The sequence below is a fragment of the Limisphaera ngatamarikiensis genome (genome assembly GCF_011044775.1).
Classification (GTDB): Bacteria; Verrucomicrobiota; Verrucomicrobiia; order Limisphaerales; family Limisphaeraceae; genus Limisphaera; species Limisphaera ngatamarikiensis.
Genome location: NZ_JAAKYA010000079.1, coordinates 37,877 through 61,370 on the forward strand (window position 1 = coordinate 37,877; position 23,494 = coordinate 61,370).

The 23,494-nt window shown below is 65.3% G+C and carries 11 protein-coding genes; 7 read left to right on the forward strand and 4 right to left on the reverse strand.

Annotated elements, in window-relative coordinates:
- Positions 1 to 88 precede the first annotated feature (88 nt).
- The 3 genes from G4L39_RS11660 (at position 89) to G4L39_RS11670 (ending at position 10,482) form a co-directional block, all read left to right on the forward strand.
- Entirely contained in the window at positions 89 to 7,237 is a 7,149-nt protein-coding gene (locus G4L39_RS11660; RefSeq protein ID WP_165108360.1) for a M36 family metallopeptidase, read from the forward strand.
- A 241-nt stretch (positions 7,238 to 7,478) separates the two neighbouring features.
- On the forward strand, positions 7,479 to 8,078 hold the full coding sequence (gene coaE, locus G4L39_RS11665) for a dephospho-CoA kinase (RefSeq protein ID WP_165108361.1): 600 nt from the start codon (positions 7,479 to 7,481) through the stop codon (positions 8,076 to 8,078).
- A gap of 247 nt (positions 8,079 to 8,325) precedes the next feature.
- The gene (locus G4L39_RS11670; protein ID WP_165108362.1) at positions 8,326 to 10,482 is read left to right on the forward strand and encodes a protein-disulfide reductase DsbD family protein; all 2,157 of its coding nucleotides are present in this window, start codon (positions 8,326 to 8,328) and stop codon (positions 10,480 to 10,482) included.
- A 118-nt stretch (positions 10,483 to 10,600) separates the two neighbouring features.
- Here the strand turns inward: G4L39_RS11670 and lpdA are convergent, their stop codons facing one another.
- Together lpdA and G4L39_RS11680 are read right to left on the reverse strand one after the other, a co-directional pair.
- Entirely contained in the window at positions 10,601 to 12,019 is a 1,419-nt protein-coding gene (gene lpdA / locus G4L39_RS11675; protein WP_165108363.1) for a dihydrolipoyl dehydrogenase, read from the reverse strand.
- Positions 12,020 to 12,091: 72 nt separating this feature from the next.
- Entirely contained in the window at positions 12,092 to 13,450 is a 1,359-nt protein-coding gene (locus tag G4L39_RS11680; RefSeq protein WP_165108364.1) for a 2-oxo acid dehydrogenase subunit E2, read from the reverse strand.
- A 292-nt stretch (positions 13,451 to 13,742) separates the two neighbouring features.
- Between G4L39_RS11680 and G4L39_RS11685 the strand changes: the two genes are divergently transcribed.
- Positions 13,743 to 15,056, forward strand: coding sequence for a 4Fe-4S dicluster domain-containing protein (locus G4L39_RS11685; RefSeq protein ID WP_165108365.1), 1,314 nt, complete (start codon positions 13,743 to 13,745; stop codon positions 15,054 to 15,056).
- 212 nt (positions 15,057 to 15,268) lie between these two features.
- The gene (locus G4L39_RS11690; protein ID WP_165108366.1) at positions 15,269 to 15,823 is read left to right on the forward strand and encodes a BMC domain-containing protein; all 555 of its coding nucleotides are present in this window, start codon (positions 15,269 to 15,271) and stop codon (positions 15,821 to 15,823) included.
- A gap of 337 nt (positions 15,824 to 16,160) precedes the next feature.
- On the opposite strand, the gene G4L39_RS11695 is transcribed toward G4L39_RS11690, so the two are convergent.
- Entirely contained in the window at positions 16,161 to 17,312 is a 1,152-nt protein-coding gene (locus G4L39_RS11695; protein ID WP_165108367.1) for a lactonase family protein, read from the reverse strand.
- Positions 17,313 to 17,963: 651 nt separating this feature from the next.
- On the opposite strand from G4L39_RS11695, the gene G4L39_RS11700 reads away from it, so the two are divergent.
- Together G4L39_RS11700 and G4L39_RS11705 are read left to right on the forward strand one after the other, a co-directional pair.
- Positions 17,964 to 19,346, forward strand: coding sequence for a DUF4832 domain-containing protein (locus tag G4L39_RS11700; protein WP_165108368.1), 1,383 nt, complete (start codon positions 17,964 to 17,966; stop codon positions 19,344 to 19,346).
- A gap of 477 nt (positions 19,347 to 19,823) precedes the next feature.
- Positions 19,824 to 20,126: a hypothetical protein gene (locus G4L39_RS11705; protein WP_165108369.1), complete on the forward strand. Its 303-nt coding sequence runs from the start codon at positions 19,824 to 19,826 to the stop codon at positions 20,124 to 20,126.
- A 182-nt stretch (positions 20,127 to 20,308) separates the two neighbouring features.
- On the opposite strand, the gene G4L39_RS15665 is transcribed toward G4L39_RS11705, so the two are convergent.
- A complete protein-coding gene (locus G4L39_RS15665; protein ID WP_205880977.1) occupies positions 20,309 to 23,404 on the reverse strand; it encodes an alpha-L-fucosidase in 3,096 nt (1,031 codons plus the stop codon).
- Positions 23,405 to 23,494 lie beyond the last annotated feature (90 nt).

Here is a 23,494-nt window from a genome sequence, read left to right on the forward strand (position 1 = left end):
GGCTGAGGGTAATGTGGATTTCCCAAGGGCCCTTACGGGCCCGCGGTTACCGAAAGAAAACTTTGACCGGTTGTAGAGTCCGATGAACATGCCACTCTGGAGACGATGGACCCGGGCGGACCGAGCCGCCCTGGGGGTGGTGCTGGCGTGCTGGTTGGGGTGGAGCCCTGACGCAGGGGCCCTGTGGGCTTGGGACCGAAACGCAACCCTGCCGGACCAGGACCTGCGCGGTGCGCCGGGGGTGGCACCCGGGGATTGGGCCAGGCGTCAACAGGCCCTGGCTCGTCTGCAACAGGAACTGCCCGGAACCAAGGTGGATTACGATCCGCTGGTGGGTTCCGCCCGGTACGTCAGGCGGCTCTCCGGGTTCCTCACCCCCCCGGCGGGTGGTTGGAGCGGCCCCACAGCCGCAGCGGTGCCACCAGCGGATCCGGAATCCATCGTAAAAGCCTTCCTTGACTCCCACCGCGACGTATTCGGTCACGGGGGAGAAGTATTGGATCAGGCACAGCGGGTACGCGATACGGTCAGCCCGCACAGCGGCCTACGGACCGTGGTGTGGCAACAGGAACTGGCCGGCCGACCCGTTTTCGAGGCGGAATTGATTGCCAACCTGACCGCCCGGGGTGAGCTGGTCTCGATCTCGAGCCGGATGTTGGCGGATCCCGCCGTGGCCGCGGACTTGGGGTCGCCGAATTGGGCGGCCCGGCTCGGGCAGCCGCAGGTTCGCGAAGCGCTGGCGATCGAGAAGGCCGCGGCGGGCGTCGGCGCCGCGGGCGCCGGCAGCGAGGTTACCGGTACCGGTGAGGTGTTGGCCAACGGCTACCGCCGTTACTTCCTCCGGGGACGTCCCCTCCTGTTGCGCGAGGTCTGGTTGCCCCTGGACGGGTCCCGGCTGCGACCCGCATGGGAGATCCACTTCCCCAAACCCGGATCGCCCGAGCAATATCAGATGGTGGTGGACGCCGAGACCGGCGAGATCTGGTTGCGTCGGCAGACCACCTTTTTCATCAGCGACGCCTCCTACCGGGTCTACACCAGTGACAGCCCGTCACCGTTCACCCCCGGTTGGCCCACGCCCAACCCGGCCCAACCACCGTATACGAACCGGATCCTGGTGACGTTGAGTGCGCTGGACATCACGGCCTCGCCCAACGGCTGGATCAACGACGGCGACAACGAAACCCGGGGGAACAACGCGGATTGTTTCCTGGATCGCGATTTTGACTTCCAACCGGACGGGCCACGTCCGCAGGGCAATCCGCCGCGGGTGTTCGACTTTCCTTTGGACCTGAACCAGGAACCGATCGAGTACACCAACGCCTCCATCGTGCAAATGTTTTATTGGGTCAACTGGTACCATGACCGCCTGTATCAACTGGGGTTCACAGAAAGCGCCGGCAACTTTCAGCAGGACAACTTCGGCCGGGGCGGTCTCGGGAATGACCCTATAATCGGCTATGTCCAAAGCGGGGCCGATGCGGGCCTTTTCAACAATGCCTTTTTCATTCCGTCGCAGGACGGCTTTCCCGGACAGATTGCCATGTTTCTGTGGAACTACCCCACGCCGGATCGTGATGGCAGCCTGGACGCGGAAGTCATCCTGCACGAGGCCACGCACGGGTTGACCACGCGTTTGGTGGGCGCCGGCAACGGGATGACCGCCCTGCAATCCCGTGGGTTGGGGGAGGGTTGGTCGGATTTCTACGCCCTGGCCCTGCTCAGCGAACCCGGCGATGACGTGGATGGTGTTTACCCCATGGGGGGCTATGTTACGTACCAGTTCGCCGGGCTTCAGCAGAATTACTATTTCGGGATCCGTCGGTACCCGTACAGCACCGACATGAGCAAGAACCCGCTCACGTTCAAGGACATTGACCCCAACCAAATCAGTCCCCACCCCGGTGTGCCGCGCAGCCCCATCTGGCCCTTCGATCCCCGGGAAGCCAGCGAGGAACATAACCAGGGCGAGGTGTGGTGTGCGATTCTGTGGGACGTCCGGGCCAATCTGATCCGAAAGTACGGCTATGCAGGCAATGAGATCATGTTGCAGTTGGTGACCGACGGGCTGAAGCTTTGTCCCCCCAACCCGGACTTTATTGAGGCGCGCGATGCCATCATCCTGGCGGACTTGGTGGCCACCGGAGGTGCCAACGCCCGCGAGCTGTGGACGGGCTTTGCCAAACGGGGCCTCGGCTTCAGTGCACGGTCGCCGGGCAGCCGAACCACGGTGGGCGTGGTGGAGGCCTATGACACCCCCGGTCTGACGGTGGTGGGGGCGATTGTGGCCGGGGGCAACGGCAACGGCCTCGTGGACAACAACGAATGCAATGACCTGTACCTGCTGGTGGCCAACTTCAACAACTTCACCGCCACGCGCGTGCGCGCCCGGGTCACAACCACCACACCCGGTGTCGGATTGGGGAACCGGGAATCGGACTATCTGGATTTGCCCCCGCTTGCGGTGGGAACGAATCTCGTCCCCTTCCAGTTGAGCACGGCGCCCTACCTTGTTTGTGGCACGCCCGTGGTGTTACAGGTCGCCCTGGAGTCGGACCAGGAACAGGTTGCGCAGACTTGGACGCTGAACACCGGTCTCCTGGGTGAGGTGCGGCGCTTTGACAGTGATCAGCGTGTGCCGATTCCGGATAATGACCCGGTGGGTGCCAGCTCACCCATCGTGGTTTCAAACATTACTTCAGCCCTGCGTAAGGTGGCCGTTTCGGTGTATATCACGCACACCTGGGTGGGCGACCTCCGCTTGGAACTGGAAGCCCCGGATGGCACGCGGATTGTGTTGAGCGACCGCAACGGGGGCGCCGGCGACAATTACGGTGTGGCCTGCAGTCCGGATCGGCGACGAACGACGTTCGACGACGACGGTCCGCTGCCCATCGGATCGGGCATCCCGCCCTATCTGGGGACCTTCCGTCCCCAGCAGCCACTGGCCACCCTGGTGGGCAAGTCGGGCGACGCCGTGAACGGGATCTGGCGTTTGCGCGTGGTGGATCAGGAGCAGTTGGATACGGGTGCCATCGAATGCTGGTCGCTGTTCCTGTGGCCGGCCGAATGCACCGACGGCGGCGGGAGTTGTCCGGGGGCCGATCTCGCTGTGAGCCTCTCCGCTGCGCCGGAACCCGTGATGGTCGGCAGCAACCTGATTTACACCATCACGGTCACCAACCGCGGGCCATCCACCGGCCGGTCCACCGTGGTCCGTCATGACCTGCCGCCGGATGTGATCTACGTCAGCTCGCGGGCCAGCCGGGGTAGTGTCACACCGGCAGGGGGATCGGTGGTCTGGAACGTGGGTGACCTTCCGTTCGCCAGGGCAGGAGAGTTACAGGTCGTCACGCTGCCGGTGAAGGCCGGTGTGCTGACGTCGCGCGCGATGGTCACCTCGCTGGATCCCGATGGTGATCTCAGTAATAACGAGGCGTCGGTGGTGAGCCGGGCGATGCCGCAGGCTTCGGATCTGGTGTTGGAAGCCTCGGCGGCGCCTGAAAACGCCCTTCGCGGGCAACCCTTGGAATATCGGCTGCGCCTGCGGAACCTTGGTCCGTCACCGGCCTCGGGGGTGAGGGTGACCAACGAACTCGCCGCGAGTTATGTCCTTCAAAATGTGACCCTGTCGCAAGGCTCATGGAGCGCAACTGCGGCGGGTCTGATCTGGACAGTGGGGACCCTGGCCACGGGTGCAGAGGCCGAGCTCGTGATGCAGGGGATACCGGTGGCCGAAGGTACGCTCCTGTGGCGCGCGCGGGCTTCGGCCCTTCAGGGGGATCCGTTCCCTGAGAACAACCAGATCGAACTTAGAACCACCGTGGGCCCGGCTGCAAACCTGGTCCTCCAGGCCGCTGCCGTGCCCAATCCGGCCGTGGTGGCCCTGCCCTTCCAATATGTGCTGGTGGTCAGTAATGCCGGGCCCAGTCGCGCCAGTTCCGTGGCTCTGAATGCAACGTTGTCGACCGGACAGTCGGTGGTTTCGAATTACACGTCCCGGGGGACCATCTCCGGGCGCAGCAACGAGTGGACGGCTGCGCTGGGCAATTTGCTGCCCGGAGAACGGGCTGTGGTCGTCCTGACGGCCGTGGCGGGCACGCCCGGCAGCTTTGGGTTCCGTGCGGACGTGGCTTCCGCCCAGGTGGACCCTGCGGATGGCGACAACCATGCCGCGTTGCAGGTGCTCGTAAGACCACCCTTCGTGGAGATCATCAATGCGGGCGCCACGTTGACCGCCGAATCAGTCCGGCCGCCGAACGGTGCCCTGGACGAGAACGAAACCGTGACCGTGGAACTGCGCTTGCGGAACTCGGGGAACGTGGACAATACCAACCTGGTCGCGACCTTGTTGCCCGGCAACGGGGTGGAGAATCCCTCCGGACCGCAGAATTACGGCGTGCTGCCCGCGGGCGGGATGCCCGTCGGCCGAGAATTCACCTTCACGGCCAGGCCCACCCCGGATGGGGTGGTACGGGCCATCCTCCAGCTGACCGACAACGGCCAGCCCTTGCCCAACGTGGAGTTCCAGTTCCGATTGCCACGCACCCTGACCTTCTCGAATTCCCAGCTCATCGAGATCCTCGACAACCGGCCGGCCCGACCGTACCCCTCCACCATCAGCATCTCGGGTGTGACAGGCACCGTGGGACGGGTAACACTGACCCTCTCGGACCTGAACCACACCTACGCGCCTGACATTCAGATGTTGCTCGTCGGACCGCGGGGTCAGAAGAGCCTGTTGATGGCCGGCGCGGGTGCGCCTTATGGCGTCGCCCATGCCACGGTCCAGTTGGATGACACCGCCGACCAACCGCTGCCCCAGGATGATGCACTGGTCAGCGGCCGGTATCGTCCGGCAGTGTATGGACCTGTCAGCGATTTCGCAGCACCGGCCCCGGCAGCACCGTACGAGGTCGGTTTGTCGCCCTTTGCCGGCATGGACCCGAACGGCACCTGGTCGTTGTACGTTCGCGACGCAACCGCCGGGGATGCCGGACAGGTGGCAGGCGGTTGGAGCCTCACCTTGTACATGGTCACGCCCGTCAACCGCCTGGCAGATTTGCAGCTCTCGGCGTCCCCGACCGTGGCAACCCGTCTGGACCAGCCGGTTGAAGTGACGTTTGCCATCACCAACCGCGGACCCGACTCCGCTCGGGGCGTCGTGTTCGCGAGCGAATGGCCGGGCGGATTGAGACCGGTTTCTGTCCAAACCCCGACCGGCAATGCATGGGTGGATGGCCAAACGGTGCGTCTGTTGCTGGACGAACTTGCGCCGAACGCGGGTGTGGTGGTCCGCGTCACCGCCGAACCTGCGCAATCAGGCACTTTTGAGGTGTCTGCCGCGGTGAGCTCGGCGGATGTGGATCTGAACGCGAGCGACAATTCGGTCACCACGCAGGTGAGTGTGAATCCACCGAGGGCCGATCTGACTCTCACCATGGAAGCCGCCACATTGAACGCCGTGGTCGGACGGCTGGTCGAATTGCGGCTGACCCTCACCAACCGCGGGCCCGAGGGCGCTCTGCGGCCCCGGATCCGGGTGCCCTTGCCGGTGGGGTTGGAATTTGTCTCGGGGACCGCGCAAGGTGGCTTGGTGGAACCCGCCGACGACACGGTGATCGTGCGCTACGGCCGGTTGTTGCCCGGGGAGAGCAGCGAGGTGGTGCTCGTCCTGCGAGGTGTGCGGGCCGCCCAGGGTGAAATTCGCGCCGAGGCCACGAGCGAGTCCGCCGAGCCATCGCCAATGGATAACGTGGCTGTGGCGGCTCTGAGCATTGTGCCGCCACAGCCCAAGATCGTCATCGCAGGCATGAAATTGACCGCCGAAAGTGCCACGCCTGCCAACGGTGCGCTGGATCCGGGTGAGGAGGTTGTTCTGGCGTTGGGCCTGCGCAATGTGGGCGAGCTGCCCACCGAGAATCTGGTGGTCCAGCTGGCCGACACCGGCGGCGTGGCCGCCCCGGGTCCCGTCCAAACCTACGGTGCGCTGGAACCCGAGGGTGACGTGGTGTGGCGGACCTTCACCTTCACGGTGGCCCGGCCCGCGGGAGCCACGGTGGAGGCCACATGGAACTTGCAGGACGGCACCACGGCCCTGCCCGCTCTAACCCGCGTCCTCCGCGTCACGGAACCGCGGGTCGTGGAGAATGCGGCCGCAATTGCCATCCCGGAACGTGGACCGGCCACACCCTATCCATCCGTGATTCAGGTGGAGGGGTTGAGTGGCGTGGTTACGGGCGTTCGGGTCTCTTTGAACGGCCTGACTCATGGCTACCCGGACGACCTGGACGTGCTGCTGGTAAGTCCGTCCGGTCGCCGCGTGGTGTTGATGTCGGACGCCGGCGGCGGTTGGGCTGTGACCAACCTCACCGTGGGATTTGACGGTGCGGCCGGATGGGCGGTGCCGGATAACCTGCGGCTCACCAACGGGGTGTATGCACCGGCCGATTACGAGCCCGGAGACAATCTGCCGCTGCCCGCGCCTCAGCGGCCGTATGCGACGGCGCTGCAAGCATTGCTGGGCACGAATCCCAACGGCGAGTGGGGTCTGTACGTGGCGGACGATTTTGCCGGCGAACGTGGCAGCATCGCCAGGGGCTGGACCTTGGAACTGACCACGGGCGAACCGGTCAGCCCTCTGTCGTCGTTGCGGCTGACCGGCAGCGCTTCCACCCCTTCGGTCTCGTCGGGTGGCACCGTGACGTACACGTGGGAGTTGTCCAACGGCGGTCCGGCCGCGGCGGAAGATGCCGTGCTCAATGTGAGCCTGCCGACGGGTGCCGTGGTGCAGGATGTTACGGTCTCACAGGGGAGCGCGACCACCAAACCGAGCGGTGTACAAGTGGCCCTGGGTACGGTGGACGCCGGTCAGGTGGTTCAGGTCCGATTGACCGTGCGGCTGACCGTTGTGGGTACCGCCACGATCACGGCAGCTGCCGACACGGCCAACACGGACCTCGATTTGTCTGACAACTCCGCCAGCGTGGTCACCGAGGTTGTCGGTGTGGTGCCTCCACGCCTGACCGGTGAATGGGATCCGCAGACCGGCAGCTTCCGCGTGACCCTTGCAGGTCAGGCCGGCCAGACCTATCGGCTCCAAGTGTCGGAGGATCTCCGGACCTGGACGGACCTGCAGACCCAGACCGTGCCGGGCTCGGGTGAGATCAAGTTCACCGACCCCGACGCGGCCGGGCGCCCGCAGCGGTTCTACCGGGCGGTGCTGGTGCAACCCTGATGACGGCTCCCGGGTTCGGGGATAATGGTCTCCGTGCCGAATTGCGATGGCCGTCGCCGATTTTTTCCGGTGCTGCTCCCTTGCACGATCGCAGACGGCTGACACGGGGGCGGTTGGCGGTTGAGCGATCAAGCTTGGATTGCATGCGTTGCGGGAGATTGCCGCAAAAGCATCCGGACCGCCACCGAGCTCAAGCTCAGCCCCGGGCGAACCGGATGAGCGTGTTCATCCCCTGTTGTCCATGGAACGAATCGGTCTGACCGGTGGTCTCGGCATGGGCAAAACCACCGTCGCCCGCATGTTCCACTTGCGCGGCGTGCCCGTGGTGGACACGGATGAGTTGGCTCGCAAAGTGGTTGAGCCCGGCCAGCCCGCCTGGCAGGAGATTGTGGCGGCTTTCGGACCCGGGATCGCGGATGAAACGGGCAGGCTGCGCCGTGCCGAGTTGGGCCGGATCGTGTTTTCCGATCCGGGGGCGCGGCGCACCTTGGAATCCATCACTCACCCGCGAATTCGGCAGCTCTGGCATGAGCAGATGACGGCTTGGGAACAGGCCGGCATGGAGCGGGCACTGGTGGTCATCCCGCTCCTTTACGAGACCGGTGCCGAGCGCGAACTCGACCGGGTCGTCTGCGTGGCCTGCACCCGTGCCTCGCAGTACGAGCGGTTGCGACAGCGCGGGTGGTCGGACCGGGAAATCGAGGCCCGATGCGCCGCCCAATGGCCGGTGGAGGAGAAGATGGCCCGGGCTGATCACGTCGTTTGGACTGAAGGCACCCTGTTGGCCACCGAGGCGCAGGTGGATCGGCTTCTGGAGCGATGGTGCCGGAAGGCGGGTTGAGCACCGGCAGCTTTTGCGCCGGACCTTGAAGCCAGACCGCTGCAGGAAAGATCCACCCTCTCCAAGAGGAGCGCACGGCGGCCAGGTACGCCGGCACTTCGTGTGGCGTTCGAACCGGTGGATGGCCCCGGGGCCTGAACGTTGCGCGCCGCCGACGGACCGCCGGACCCTTGCCAGGGGCCCGGGCAGTCCAAAACACGGCAGAAACGCGTGCGCTGCGCCACGTTCCAGCTACTTTTGAAGTGTCATGAGGCCGATACGGTTCTGGCGATGTGGGGTCGGGCTGGTTTTCGCCCTGGCCGCGGCCGAGGCCGTTGCCGCTCATACGCGGGCGCGACTGGTCTTGTCGGCCGATGAGGCCCGTCCGGGTGATACCATTTGGGCGGGGGTCATCCTTCAAATGGATCCCGAATGGCACACCTACTGGCGCAATCCCGGCGCGTCCGGCATTGCCACCGAGATTGCGTGGGCCCTGCCGGCTGGTGTCCAGCCCGGGTCCATCCACTGGCCACCGCCGGAAAAGTATGCCGAGGGCGACCTGATCACCTACGTGTACCATGACGAGGTGATGTTGCTGGTGCCGCTCCATCTGGCGAAGGATCTGTCGCCCGGTCGGGTGGAGTTGCGGGCCACGGTCTCCTGGTTGGAATGCAAGGAATCCTGTCTGCCGGGCTCTGCCGAACTGGCGGCCTCCCTGCGGGTGGGTGGTGAACTGAAACCTTCTGCCGATCACGAAACGATCGAACAATGGCGCCGTCGGTTGCCGTCCGAGGGGTCCGCCCTGGCATTTCAGGGTCGATGGGATATGCCGGCGGGGGCGGAACGGCGCCGACCGGTGGTGCTGGAGTGGCGGGACCCAGTGGCCTCAAGCAGCCGGGCCGAAGGCGCATCGTGGGACTTCTACCCTTACGCCGCACCGGACTACGAGGTCCAGGCAGCCACCACCGCGTTGCCCGCGGAAGAAGGGATGGTCCGTGTGCGCAAGGAGGTGGAGACCTACCACGCGGATCGCTGGCCGGACCGGTTGGAGGGTTTGGTGGTGCTGCGCAAGGGCCGGGAGGTTCAAGCATGGGAGGTGAGGGGGCCGGTGCACGAGCCCGGAGAGACGGCCGCTGCGACCGGGACGGCCCGACGATCCCGGGCAGAGCCCGGTTGGGTACGGATCCTTGCCTACGCGTTTCTGGGTGGCCTGATTCTCAACGTCATGCCGTGTGTGTTGCCGGTGATTGCCCTGAAGATTCTGGGGTTTGTGAATCAGGCGCGTGAGGACCGCCGTCGGGTGCGGCGGCTCGGTCTGGTTTACACATTGGGCGTGCTGGTTTCGTTTGCCGTGCTGGCGGTTCTGGTGATTGGCCTTCAAGCAGCCGGTCGGCAGGCCGGCTGGGGGATTCAGTTTGGCAATCCCTACTTCCTGGTTGCGATGACCCTGTTGGTGACGTTGATCGCTCTGAATCTGTTTGGTGTGTTCGAGGTGAGTTTGGGAGGACGGGCCCTGGAGTCGGCAGCCGGACTGGCCCGGCGTGAGGGAGCAGCCGGGGCGTTCTTCAGCGGGCTGCTCACCACGGTGCTGGCGACCTCGTGCACCGCACCCTTCCTGGGCGCTGCCGTCGGATTCGCGTTTGTTCAGCCGCCAGGTGTGGTGGTTCTGGTGATGCTGACCATCGGGGCCGGCCTGGCCTTTCCGTATTTGCTGCTGAGCTGGCAACCGGCCTGGATGAAGTGGCTGCCCAAACCGGGTCCGTGGATGGAACATTTCAAGGTGCTGATGGGTTTCCCCATGCTCGCCGCGGGGGTCTGGTTGCTCACGTTGGTGGAGGCACACTATGGCGAGCGGGTGTGGGCGCTGGGATACTTCCTGGTGGTGGTTGCGGTGGCGGCATGGTTGTTCGGTACCTTTTGGCAGCGAAGTGTCCGCCGTCATCCGGCGGCCTTGTGGATCGCGCTGGGCCTGTTGGTGGGCGGTTACGCAACCCTGCTGGAGGGCAGCATGCAATGGCGTCAACCCGCGCCCGTGACGGCGGGAACGGGGCCCCGGGCGGAGCAGGACGGGATTCCGTGGCGATCGTGGAGCCCGGAGGCCGTGGCGGAGGCACGTCGTCAGGGGCATCCCGTGTTGGTGGACTTTACCGCCCGCTGGTGTTTGACCTGTCAGGTGAACAAGAAGTTCGCACTCGAAGTGGACTCTGTTCGCCAAAAGCTTCGGGAGACGGGCACGGTCGCTTTCCTGGCCGATTACACCCATTTTGATCCGGCCATTGGCGAGGAGCTCAAACGGTTCGGACGTGCCGGGGTGCCACTGGTGGTGGTTTACCCGGCCGACCCTTCCCGCGATCCCCTGGTTTTACCCGAGGCACTCACGCCGGGGATGGTGCTCGACGCCCTGGAACAGGCCGCTCGAAACTAGCCCGGTTCGGGACGCGCTCTCCGAGTGCGCCGGACCGGAACCTTCGAGCCGTGACGGCCCGGCAGGGTGCAACCCGCAAGTGACCGCACAAGGCCACGGGGGACCTTCCCCCGGGGCTTCAGAGAGAACGTTTCCGGCTGAGGGTGTGGGTGGCGTAACCGTAGTACGCCTCGGCGGCCTCCATCAGCGTTTCGGACAGCGTGGGATGCGGATGCACCGTGAGCGCGATGTCTTCCGCAGTGGCACCCATCTCGAGGGCCAACGTGGCCTCGGCAATCAGCTCGCCCGCACCGTGACCCACGATGCCCACCCCCAACACACGGTCGCTTTCCGGGTCCACGATCAGCTTGGTCAACCCATCGGTGCGATCGAAAGACAGTGCCCGGCCGGAAGCAGACCACGGGAACCGCGCCACCTCGTGCGGGATGCCACGTTCCTTGGCTTCGGCCTCGGTCAGCCCGCACCACGCAAGTTCGGGATCGGTGAAAACCACCGCGGGGATCACGATGTTCTCAAATCGGCTTTCCTCCCCGTTGATGACCTCTACGGCGATCCTGGCCTCTTTGTGCGCCTTGTGCGCCAGGAGCGCCCCGCCCACCACATCACCAATGGCGTAGATGTGGGGATCGTCCGTCTGCATGTACTCATTGACCTTGATGAAGCCCTTGTCGGTGAACTGCACTTTGGTGTTTTCCAAACCGAGATCCTCGGTGTTGGGCACCCGACCCACCGCGACCAATACCCGGTCGTACAGCTCTTCCAGCTTCTGCCCGTTGTACTCGATGACCACCCGGATCTGTTTGCCGGCCGTGGCCATGCTCAGCACCCTGGCCTGAAGGCGGATCTCTTTGAAAGCCTTTTGGGCCCGCTGCACCACCGGACGCGAAAGGTCCGGATCCGCACCGGCCAGGACCCGGTCGAGCGCCTCGACCAGCACCACCTCGCTGCCCAGCGCGGCGTACACGGTCCCCAGCTCCATGCCGATGTAGCCGCCGCCCACGACCAGCAGCCGGGGCGGAATTTCCTCCACCTCGAGCGCCTCGGTGGAGGTCATCACCCGCGGGTTGCCCAGATCAAACACTTTGGGCATGGCGGGCAACGAACCCGTCGCCACAATGGCGTGCTGGTAACGGATGAATTTCTGGCCCTCCTCGGTTTCCACCCGGAGGGTTTGGGAATCCTCGAAGTACCCGCGCCCCCGCAACACCTGCACACCGCGTTTCTGCGCCAGAAACGCCACCCCACCGGCCAGCTTCTCCAGGATGGATTCCTTCCAGGCCCGCAGCCTGGCCAGGTCCACGGTCGGCGGACCAAAAGTGATGCCCCGATGGGCGGACTCCCGTGTTTCGGTGATGAGGTGCGTGGCCTGCAGCAGTGCCTTGGAGGGAATGCAGCCCACGTTCAGGCACACACCGCCCAGCCGCTTGTCCTTCTCCACCAGAATCACCTTCTTGCCCAGGTCCGCCGCGTAAAAGGCGGCCGCGTAGCCGCCCGGGCCGGCTCCCACGACGACAAGTTCGGTCTCGATCGGCTGCATAGGTTCTTGTGTTGTCACCCTGGCTCCGTTGTGATGTTGCCCGTGCGGAAATCCCCTGCGCCCTACAGCGCCCTACAGCTTGACGGCCTCCTCTGGAAACTCCTCCAGCGCGCGCACCAGGTCCACGATGAACCGGGCCGCCCCTCCGCCGTCAATGACGCGATGATCGTAACTGACGGCCAGCGGCACCATCAGGCGCACCACAACCTGGCCGTCCCGAACCACGGGTTTGAGCGTGCCCCGGCCCACGCCCAGAATGGCCACCTCCGGCCGATTCACAATCGGCGTGAAATGAGCCCCGCCGATCGCGCCCTGGTTGGAAATGGTGAAACTGCCCCCCTGCATCTCCTCCCGGGCCAGTTTCCGCTCGCGCGCCCGCTGGGCCAGGGACTCAATTTCCCGGGCCAGCTCCAGCAGGGACTTCCTGTCGGCATCGCGAAGCACCGGCACCAGCAGGCCATGTTCGGTGTCCACGGCCAGCCCGATGTGGTAATACTCCTTGACCACCAGCTCGCGTGCGACCTCGTCCAGGCTGCTGTTGAAAACCGGATGTTTCTGCAGCGTGTCCACCACGGCCCGGACAATGAAGGGGGTCACGGTCAGTTTGACCCCCTTTTGCTCGTAGGCCGGCCCGTACTGTTTGCGCAGCTGATTGATCCGGGTGAAATCGGCCTCGTCGAACTGTGTGACGTGCGGGATGGCACTCCAACTTTCCCACATCCGGCGCGCAATCACCTCGCGCAGGGTGGTCAGCGGTTCGCGGCGTACGGGGCCCCATTTGGCGAAATCCACCGGCTCGGCCGGCGGGGGACCGGCAGGCGCGGTCGCGGGCGCGGCCGCCGGTGTGGATTGCCGCGACACCACCTGCTTGTATTTGACGGCGATGCTCTGAAGTCGCTGGATGTAATTCCGCAGGTCCTGCCTCGTGATTCGCCCGCCCGGGTCCGTGCCGCGAACCTTGCTCAGGTCAATCCCCAGCTCCCGCGCCAGGCGACGCACCGAGGGCGGCGCCACAGGGGCCGCCACCGGCCGGGGAGCCTCTTCTTCTTCCTCCTCTGCAAGGACTGCGGCCTCCGGCGTTTCTTCCACTTCAACCTCCGGCTCCGGAGGTTCGGGCGCGGCCGCGGGCGCGGGCTTGGCAGCGCGGCGTCGGGTTTCTGCGGGGGGTGCCGTGGCGGCGCCTGCACCGGCAGCGGTCGTACCGGTCTGCAGTTTCAGAATCCTTTGTCCGACGGAGATCTTCTCGCCCGGCCGGACGTACACCTCCACCACCGTCCCGGCATGTTCAGCCGGGATGGTGGCGATGGCCTTTTCGTTTTCCAGCTCGAGCAGTGGTTGGCCCGGACTGATTGTGTCGCCGGGCTTTACCAGAACGCTGACCACCACACCACTGTCCGCACCTTCACCCAGAGGTGGAAGTTTGATGTCCATGATTCGCAAACGTCCGGAAATGTTAAGCCGGAACCGCAGGTTGGCAAGCCCGGGACCTCGAACGGGCACGCAGTTGCGGGAACCAGCCGGAAAACTGCGCGGGAGTGTGAACGGGAGGAGCCATGGACGCAAAAAGCGCCGCCACGGGCACCCCCGCCGTTCCGACGGCCCGGGCATTGAGGACGTCCTCCCGCCGGCCCGGTCGGATCCGATCCTTCGGAACACACCTGCGCCGCGGTCTTTGGGTTTGGCAACCCGCCCGGTCCGGTGCACAATCCAGCCCTGCCGGGCCATGGATCTGGTGGAAAAGATTCGTTGGGCGGGCGTGGTGGGAGCCGGTGGCGCAGGCTTCCCGACCCATGTGAAATTTGCCAGCCGCGCGGGAATCGTGATCGCCAACGGTGCGGAGTGCGAACCCCTCCTGCACAAGGACGCCGCACTCATGGAAACCCGGGCGGAGGAACTGGTCCGTGGATTGCAACTGGCCATGGAGGCCGTTGGCGCGCGCGAGGGTGTCATTGGCATCAAAGCCAAGCGCAAGGCCGCTGTGGAGGCCGTCACCGAGGCATGCCGGGGAACGAACGTGCGGGTGCATCTCCTCGGGGATTATTATCCCGCCGGAGACGAATACGATCTGGTCTACACCGTCACCGGACGCCTCATCCCGCCGCGCGGGATCCCGCTGGATGTCGGCGTGGTGGTCAGCAATGTCGAAACGTTCATCAACATCGCCGCCGCGGCCGACGGACGACCCGTGACCTGGAAGACCCTCACCATCGCCGGGGCGGTACGACAGCCCGTGACCTTGCGTGTGCCGGTGGGCACCTCCTACCGGGACTGCATCGAAGCGGCCGGCGGTGTGAGCACGCCCGACCCGGTGCTGATCATCGGTGGACTGATGATGGGCCAGGTCACGGATAACCTCGACACGCCGGTCACCAAAACCGCAACCGGCGTCGTCATCCTGCCACGCTCCCACCCGGTCGTTCAGCGCAAACTTAAGCCCGGCGGGCTCAAGGCCCGGATCGGTAGGTCCGCTTGCGACCAATGCCGTTACTGCACCGAGTATTGTCCACGGTATCTCCTCGGTTATGCCGTCGAACCGCATCAGGTCATGCGAACGCTCGCATTCACCGGCAGCGGCGCCGAGGTGTTCAGTCAATGGGCGGTCCTTTGTTGTGCCTGCGGGTTGTGCACCCTCTACTCCTGTCCCGAGGAACTCTTTCCCAAGGAGGCCTGCGATGAGGCCAAAACCGCCCTGCGCCGCGCCGGCATTCCGTGGAGCGGGCCCACCCGGGTCCAACCCCATCCCATGCGGGATGGACGCCGCGTGCCCATTCAGGCCCTTACGCGCAAACTTCACGTCACCGAGTATGACCGGCCCGCGCCCCTGCGCCCGCAGCCGTTGGAGCCGTCCCGGCTCACGCTACCCCTGCGGCAGAGCGCCGGTGCCCCATGCAAACCCACCGTCCGCGCGGGCGACCACGTCCGCGCCGGCCAGGTCATTGGCGAACCCCCACCCAATGCCCTGGGCGCTCTCCTGCACGCACCGGTGGACGCCATGGTGCGGACGGTCACGGAGGACGCAATCGTCCTGGAACGATGACATGCAACCAACCCACCCCCTCCCAACCGAACACCAGTTTCCGGATGCAACCGGCACTGTCGACCAACCGGTTCCGGCCCCACAGTCACCGATCCTTCAACAGGGGTTGGGCCGCCTGATCACTCAAAAAGCGAGAAACGTGCCTGGTGGAATGCCGATGCGCCCCGACACCGGGCTCCGCACCGAATGAAACCCGGACAAGACCCTTTCCCATGATGGCCGAGAAATCCATCGGACTGATCGAGCTGTCGAGCGTGGCCGCGGGCTTTGCCGTTGCTGATGCCATGCTCAAGGCGGGAAATGTCAGGCTGCTTCTCTCCCGATCCATTTGCTCCGGCAAGTACATGGTCCTGGTGGGCGGGGAGACCGCAGCCGTCGAAGCCGCCGTTGCTGCCGGGGTCGAAACCGCCAACGGCTGTCTCATCGACAGTGTTACCCTTGCCAATCTGCACCCGGACGTCTTCGCCGCCCTGGGCCGCACACACCCGGGGGAACCCCGCGGCGCGCTGGGCATCCTGGAATCGTTCAACGTGGCCGCGCTCATCCGCGCGGCCGACGCCGCCGCCAAGGCCGCTGCCGTCCAGTTGCTCGAAATCCGTCTGGCCATGGCCCTGGGAGGCAAGGCCTTTTGCACCATGACGGGCGACGTGGCCTCGGTGCAGGCCTCCATCGCCGCCGGTCGCGCCGTTCTGGCCGGGGAGGGCGTGCTGGTCAACGCCGTGGTCATCCCGCGGCCTCACCCGGACGTCTACCGCGAACTGGTTTGACCCTTGAATGCCACCTGTTGCCGGGCGCCGCGCCGCACAACCACCACACGTCCCGGAGCCTTTGCGAGATGCCGCTGGCCCTCGAGAACAAGCCTGCAGCCGTGAGCGACCTCACCGCCCTGAAAATTCCGTAACGCCCCCCGCCAACCCTGCTGGTCCCCTTGCCACGCGCCAACGAAGCGCTGCGCCCGGAAAACCTACGAATCAAATCTCGGCAGCAGGTCTCATCTCGGTCCGCTGAGACCGCAAGGCGCATTCCCGAAGGACACCGACGGACTCGTGACTCTCTTCCAACCGGAACCAAAGGCGCACCCTGCGGAGTTTGCCCCTGCCATCTTCAGCGGTCCTCCACTGGCACGAACACCGCACACACCGGACTCGGTACCCGCGCGGAGTGCCCCGTGAACAACAATCTCCCCGTCGAGGTATCCACCCGGAACACCGCCACACCGTCGCTGTTCTGATTCTCCACCAGGCACCACCGCCCCCCAGGGTCCAGCGCAAAATGACGCGGGGTCCGCCCACGGGTGCTTTCGTGTCCCATCCCGCTCAGCAGGCCGGTGCGCGGATCGACCTGGAACATGGCAATTGAATCGTGGCCCCGGTTGCTGGCGTACACCCACCGGCCGCTCGGATGCACCACCACCTCCGCAGTGGTGTTTCCCACGACCTCTGTTCCTTCGGGCAGCGTGGGCAGCGTTTGCACCAGCTCGAGCCGGCCACTGCGTCCGTCCCATCGGCACACGGTCAGCGTCGAATTCAGCTCGTTCAGCACGTAGACATGCCGTCCATCCGGATGAAACGCCAGGTGACGAGGACCCGAGCCCGGTGGGAGCGCCAGTCTGGAAACAGGTTCCTCCCCCAACCACCTGCGCCATGTGCGCCATCGGTACACCAGCACCTGATCCAATCCCAGATCGCACACCAACAGATGGGAACCCTGCGGGCTGGGCATGGCCTGGTGCGCGTGCGGGCCACGTTGCCGTTCCGGGTGCACGCTTGAACCCCTGTGCTGGATCACGGCCGCGGGCTCTCCCAACTTCCCCTCCGCATCCACGGGCAACACCGCCACACTTCCGCTCGCGTAGTTGGCCACAAACAAACCACGCCCGCGCCCGTCCAGGGAAAGATGGCACGGGCCGTCGCCGCCCGAGGAACGCTGCCCCAGCGATCGCAACGTACCCGTCCCGACATCCACGGCGTACGCAGCCACACGACCTCCGGCCTCCCGACCGTCACTGACCTCGCTGACTGCGTACAGCCTGCGGCCGTCCCTCGACGTCGCCAGAAAGCTGGGATTCGGGAGCTCCGCGGCCGGTTGGGCCGGAGTGAGGCGGCCACGAATCCCGTCAAACCGGGAAACGTAAATCCCCCGACTCTCGCCCCTGGTGTACGTGCCCCAGAACACCCACCAGTCCCGGTCCGCCGCCTCCAAAAACGACCGCCCCACCAGCCACAACAACCCGAGGGCCACACGATAACTCCGCATGCCCCGAAAAAACATGAATCCCGCGCCGACGCAAGCGCGTCCCGCACCAAATCCTCGGGCGGGCGCAGCACGTCGCTCGCCAGCGCCGTTTTGTGGATTCCATCCGGACGATCACGCCGGGATCGCGTCCGGTCTCCATCCTTCCGTTGGCATAACATGCCAGCCTCGTGGGACTGTTGCCCGTGGCAACGCCGGGTGGAGTTGCGGTCCCTCGAATGGGAGCCGGGTGGGCGGCGATCATTGCGCTTCGGGGACGGTACCCGGGTGGTGCCGCCGGGTGAATGTTGGTGAGGCTCCCAAATGGTGACGGTTGCGGTCGAGGGCGGTGCGCAAACAGCCTGTAGGATCTGTATGGACCGCATTGGCGAGGCCGGGTGGTGGCTTTCAAGGGCTGCAATTCGAGAATCGTGCACTGCCGGCGCGGGCGCGGAGGCATGCCGCTATTTGCACGGCAGATCGCCTTTGGTGTGTGCTCGTTTCCATGTTCCAGGGAGGTGACACCGACTTTTGGCGCAACGACACCTTTCCACAAGCGAAACCGTCCCGTCCGGGGAATCGTCGTTGTGGCTCGATCGCAAATCGGCCGGTGGAACGGCACTGGCTTGAACTCGAGTTTCGCGCAGTCAAAACTCGGCGCTGGAATTGTTGAATATGAGGCGAAGCTTTGCCCTTGCTGCAGTGCTGGGTGTCCTCTGGCACTGCGGGCCTGCCCTGGCGGATGCGGCGCAAGCGGTGGTTTTCCATCCCGCCTACGCGCCGGCCCCGGCGGACAATCCCCTCAAGGGATTCGTGCCCTATGCAGGACAGGGGCGGAAGTTCCCGCATTCCCTTGAATTCAGTTACCTGCCCTTGGCGGCGGTGATGACCGGCCCCACGAACTTCAACTGGACGCCGTTGGAGAAACTGCTGGACGACATCGCGTCACGCGGGTGCCAGAGCGTGGTCCGTTTCTACCTGGAGTATCCGGGCAGGGCCAGCGGCGTGCCGGAGTACTTGGTGCGTGCCGGAGTGCGTTTACGGGTGTGGACGAACACCAACACGCAGCCGCTGCCGCCTGCGCCGGACCACACGCCCGATTATGAAGACCCCCGCTTGCGGGCTGCGCTGACCCGTTTCATCGCCGCGTTCGGGGCGCGTTATGATGGCGATCCGCGGCTCGGCTACATCACCGCCGGACTGCTCGGCACTTGGGGGGAATGGCACTGTCATCCGCACGGTGAGTGGTTTGCCTCCAAGACGGTGCAGATCGAAGTCATGGACGCCTACGAGGCGGCGTTCCGGAAGACGCCGGTGCTGCTGCGCTACCCGGCCGGCGACGGCGACCCTGTTTACGCGTCGAACAGCCGGCGAAATTTTGGATACCACGATGATTCCTTCGGCTGGGCGACGCTCGAAACGGGCCGGAAGGAGGACGAATGGTTTTCCCTGGCGCGCTTGCGCAGGGCCGGCCCGTCCGCATGGAACCGCTGGCGCGTCGCACCGATCGGCGGCGAGATTCGCCCCGAGCTTTGGCCCTGTCTGTGGAAGGCGGAGGGCTGCGGCCGGGGCCAGGACTTCGCGCAGTGCGTCCGCGAAACCCATGCCACCTGGCTCATGGATTCGAGCACGTCCCGCGCGTTGGCGCCGGACGAACAGGAGCGCGCCCTCGCGGCTGCGCGCAGCCTTGGCTATGAGTTGCAGGTCCTGGATGCCTCGGCGGTGCTGACCGGGCGCCGACTGGAGGTTTCCGTCACGTTGACAAATCGCGGCGTGGCTCCGTTCTATGCCAGCTGGCCGGTGCATCTGGTGGCGGCGGACTCGAAAGGCAGGGAAACGATGACCGAAATGCCCTTCAGCTTGAAATCCCTGCTGCCCGGCATGACGGGGAAGAGTTCCGTATCGCTTGACCTCACCCGGCTGGAACCCGGCGAGATTACCCTGCTTCTGGGCGTCATGAACCCGATGAAGGGGGGACGTCCCCTCCGGTTCGCCAACGCGGATCAGGATCGGGACCGCATCGGCTGGCTGACCCTTGGAAAGATTGTGGTGCCGTAGCGCATTGCTTCGGGCACCACCCATGGACGCAGGTTGCGACCCGTTGTTCCGCGGGCTTTTTCTGCATGGTCCGCAAGTTGCGGCCCAAATCCTGCGGCGCATGAGCACGCCCTGTTGGGGTGGCGTGCATCGGGTTGGGGATTTTCGTGGTGAACTTTGACGAGCCGGCTGCGGCGCGGGAAGTGCGCGGTGGGGTGGTGCGGGCACGGGGTTTGTGGAGGTGGGTTTCCGTCCAGCGCGCCATCAGGCGTGGGATTGACAGGGTACGGGTGCGCGCGCCGGTACGGTGATGGGAACTGACACCGGAAGCGGACGTCGAGGGCGTCAGTGGGAGACAGGCGCCGGTTGGACGGGTAAAATTCATGAGGGGGGACGGGGTGAAGAGGTTTCTGACCCGCAGATTTCGGGGCCGCGGCGCTGTAAAGAGGTCATTTCCGCTGAACCGATCCGGGGCCTGACCATCACGGCAATGCCGGCATGAAGGGCAGCTTCCGGCGGACGGCGTTTCTGGCGAACCGGCTGTTGGCCAACCCGGGCGTGCGCGGCCAAACGCCGTTGTTGTGGCGCCGGGGCACGCCCGTGCCGGCTGGCGAGGCCGGCCGTTGGCCGGAGGGCTTTTCCTTGGACCGGCCCGAGGAATGCGACGATCCCTGTCGCCTTTTCCGGTGGCGAGGCCGGGCCGGGCGTACCTTCGAAGGGTTCAATCCCGGGGACCGACATCCGGCCTGCGGCCTGGTGTGGAGGGTCCCGGGGCGGGATGGATTGTGCGTCCCGGGATAGCCCGGGCGGATGCGATTAGGCGGTGAGCGGCGGGGGCATGGAGGTCAGGATGCGCGGGCCCTGGTTGCGCGATCGCCGGCCCGATCTCTGATGGACCGGGCGCCAATGGCTTCTCCCCGTTCGTGGCTCGGTCGTGGCTGTGTGCGACCGGGCTGCTGTGCACGGGAGGCTGTGTGTGTTGTCTAATCGGCGGGGCGCAACTGAATGGAGCGAAGGTTGACGGGCCTCCAGCGGTCCGGCACCGGCCTGACTTCGATGCGATGCCGGCCAGCGGGCAGGTCGAGCATGCCGGCCTCGGTGCGTTGGAACCGGGTGTAATCGCCGGTGCGCGGAACGGTGACCTCGAGTGAGGCGTTTTGGGCGCGCAGGATGAGACGCGCGCCGTCGGCTTCGGCGGCCGTTTCGAAGACGACGCGATAGCGCCGGGGTTGGTCGAGTTGCACGTCCCAATCCACCCATTCGGAGGCGTCGGTCCAGAAACCGATGCAACGTTTGTTGCGTTCGGGTTCGTAGCGGATCTGACTGCCGTGGAGGTTGGCCTGGAGGGCGTCGAGGCGGAGGGTGCCGTTGGCCTCGGGGTAGATGGGGAGGGGCTCGACCTCGGGTTTGCCTGCGACGCGTACGGCCACGACGGTGGCGATGGGGTCGGGAGCCACTGCGGGCACGGTGATGATTTGTTCTTGTTCCCGTTGGGTGACGGTGAGGCGGGCGGCGCGGTCGGCCAGGAGCCAGGCTCGCTGGATGGGGTTTTTGAGTCCGGGGACAACGAGCTGACCATTGGTGGGCCATTGGAAGACGTGGAGGTAGAGAATGGTGTGTCGGCCCTGGGGTTTCACGGTGCATCGGCCCCAGGGCAGTCGGCCGAAGGGGCTGGCCCGTGTGCCGTAGATGGCCTCACCGTTGACTTTCATCCAAGCACCGATCTCCTTGAGGCGCTGGATGCTGGGCTCGGGGATTCGGCCGTCGGCGGTGGGGCCGACGTTGAGGAGGTAATTGCCGCCCTTGCTGGCGATGTCGATCAGGTTACGGATGAGGGTTTCGGTGCTTTTCCAGTTTTGGTCGTAGCTCTTGTAACCCCAGGTGTCGTTCATGGTCATGCAGACCTCGAAGTCGCGTCCATCCGGGTAGCCGGTGGCGGGGATGTATTGCTCGGGGGTTTCGGTGTCGCCGCGGTATCCGCCGCCGAGCCGGTTGTTGTGGATGATGCCCGGTTTGAGGCGGAGGAGGCGAATGAGCTGGTCGGCGCGTTCGCGGTTCATGTCCACGGGCGTATCCCACCAGAGGACGGCCGGGAACTCGCCGTAACGGGTGAGGATTTCACGGACCTGGGGGACGGCCACGTTGCGGATGTAATCATCCATGTCGCGTTGTTGGGCCGGGTCCCATTTGCCACCGGCGGCGGAGCCACCGTTGACCCAGTCCTGGGCCTGGGAGTAGTAGAAGCCGAGTTTGATTCCGTGTTTGCGGCAGGCGGCGGCCAAGGGGAGCAGCAGGTCCCGGCCGTAGGGGGTGGCGTCGACCACGTCCCAGTCACTGGCCTTGGAATCGAACAGGGCGAACCCGTCGTGGTGTTTGCTGGTGATGATGATGTATTTCATGCCGGCTTCCTTGGCGAGGCGGACCCAGGCGTCGGGGTCGTAGAAGATGGGATTGAAGGACCGGGCGAACTGGCGGTATTCGGCGACGGGGATTTTGGCGCGGTTCATGATCCACTCGCCGATGCCGGGGATTTGCTGGCCCTTGTAAGTGCCGGCGGGTACAGCGTAGACGCCCCAGTGAATGAACATGCCGAAGCGGGCTTCCCGCCACCAACGCATGCGGGCGTTCCGTTGTTCCGGGGTCTCGTCGGCGTAAGGGTCGGGTTTGACGATGCGCGGTCGGCCCCGGATGTCGAGTGCCACGACGGTGACCGCCGGGTCGGGGAGGGTTTCGGGCAGTTCCACCACCACGCCGTCTTCGGTTTGGGTGGCCCGGAGCGGTGTGTTGTCGGCCAGGAATCGGGCTTTCAAAGGGGCGTTGACCAGGCCGGGGAGGAGGAGGCGGCCATCGGCCGGGCGCTCGAACACGTGGAGGTACAGACGGGTGTTACCGTCGCGGAGGGGCTTCTGGGTGCAGCGCCCGAAGGGGAGGGTTTCGAACGGGCTGGCCCGGGTGCCGTAGATGGATTCTCCGTTGCGTTCCATCCAGCGGCCGATCGCTTGGAGACGCTGGATGGCGGGTTCGGGGAAGGTTCCCTCGGCTGTGGGGCCGATGTTGAGGAGGTAATTGCCGCCCTTGCTGGCACAGTCCACGAGGTTGCGGATGAGGGTTTCGGGGCTTTTCCAGTTCTGGTCATGTTTGTTGTAGCCCCAGTGGTTGTTCATCGTCATGCAGGATTCCCAATAGACGCCGGGGCCGAAGCCGGTGGCGGGGATTTCCTGTTCGGGCGTGCCGTAATCGCCCACGCCGCGGCCGCTGTCCATGCCCTGCATGCCGGCGCGGCCCTTGCCGACCCGGTTGTTGATGATGATGTCGGGTTGCAGGCTGCGGACGTAGTTGTAGAGGTCCACCCCACGTTCGTGGGTCCAGGGCGATTCCCATTCGCCGTCGAACCAGAGGATGCCCAGTGGGCCGTAACGGGTGATCAGTTCCTTGAGCTGGGCTTTCATGTAGGCCACGTAGCGGTCCATGTCCGGGGTGCCCTGGGCGCGGTCATTCCACGGACGTCGTGTGCCCCAGTCGGGATGGTGCCAGTCCATGATGGAGTAGTAGAAGCACAGACGGAGTCCCTCTTCCCGGCAGGCGTCGGCCAGTTCTTTGAGCGGGTCGCGGCCGGCCCGTCCGAAAGGTGTGCGGCCGATGTCCCAGTCGGTAACCGCCGAGTCCCAAAGGCAGAAACCGTCGTGATGTTTGCTGGTGATCACGATGTATTTCATGCCGGCGGCCTTGGCCCATCGAACCCAGGCGCGGGCATCGAACTGCACGGGGTTGAACTGGTCGGCGAAGCGCTCGTATTGGGAGACCGGCATGCGGGTTTCTTCGAGGAACCACTCGCCATAGTTGGTGTTGCCCTGCCATTCGCCGGCCGGTACGGCGTACACGCCCCAATGGAGGAACAATCCGAACCGGGCCTGTTCGAACCATGCCATGCGGCGGGCTTTGGCCTCGGGTGATTCCCGGGTGTAGTCGCGCGCAGTCGCGGCATGGAGGTCGTGCAGGGCCAGTGCACATCCGGCGAGCAGGACGGTCAGAAGCCGGGTACGGCGAAATTTTCCAGCGGGACGCAGGATGGTTTTCATGGGTGCTCGGTCGTTGGTTGCAGACTGGGCCCCGTTTGAGCGAGCGGCTTGAGCCCCCCGCCGGGGCCTTTTCCACGTGTACGATGCAGC

Coding starts and splice junctions, on each gene's coding strand:
- G4L39_RS11660 (WP_165108360.1), top strand. CDS start 89: ATGCCACTCTGGAGACGATGGACCCGGGCGGACCGAGCCGCCCTGGGG.
- coaE (WP_165108361.1), top strand. CDS start 7,479: ATGGAACGAATCGGTCTGACCGGTGGTCTCGGCATGGGCAAAACCACC.
- G4L39_RS11670 (WP_165108362.1), top strand. CDS start 8,326: ATGAGGCCGATACGGTTCTGGCGATGTGGGGTCGGGCTGGTTTTCGCC.
- lpdA (WP_165108363.1), bottom strand. CDS start 12,019: ATGCAGCCGATCGAGACCGAACTTGTCGTCGTGGGAGCCGGCCCGGGC.
- G4L39_RS11680 (WP_165108364.1), bottom strand. CDS start 13,450: ATGGACATCAAACTTCCACCTCTGGGTGAAGGTGCGGACAGTGGTGTG.
- G4L39_RS11685 (WP_165108365.1), top strand. CDS start 13,743: ATGGATCTGGTGGAAAAGATTCGTTGGGCGGGCGTGGTGGGAGCCGGT.
- G4L39_RS11690 (WP_165108366.1), top strand. CDS start 15,269: ATGATGGCCGAGAAATCCATCGGACTGATCGAGCTGTCGAGCGTGGCC.
- G4L39_RS11695 (WP_165108367.1), bottom strand. CDS start 17,312: ATGCGGAGTTATCGTGTGGCCCTCGGGTTGTTGTGGCTGGTGGGGCGG.
- G4L39_RS11700 (WP_165108368.1), top strand. CDS start 17,964: ATGAGGCGAAGCTTTGCCCTTGCTGCAGTGCTGGGTGTCCTCTGGCAC.
- G4L39_RS11705 (WP_165108369.1), top strand. CDS start 19,824: ATGAAGGGCAGCTTCCGGCGGACGGCGTTTCTGGCGAACCGGCTGTTG.
- G4L39_RS15665 (WP_205880977.1), bottom strand. CDS start 23,404: ATGAAAACCATCCTGCGTCCCGCTGGAAAATTTCGCCGTACCCGGCTT.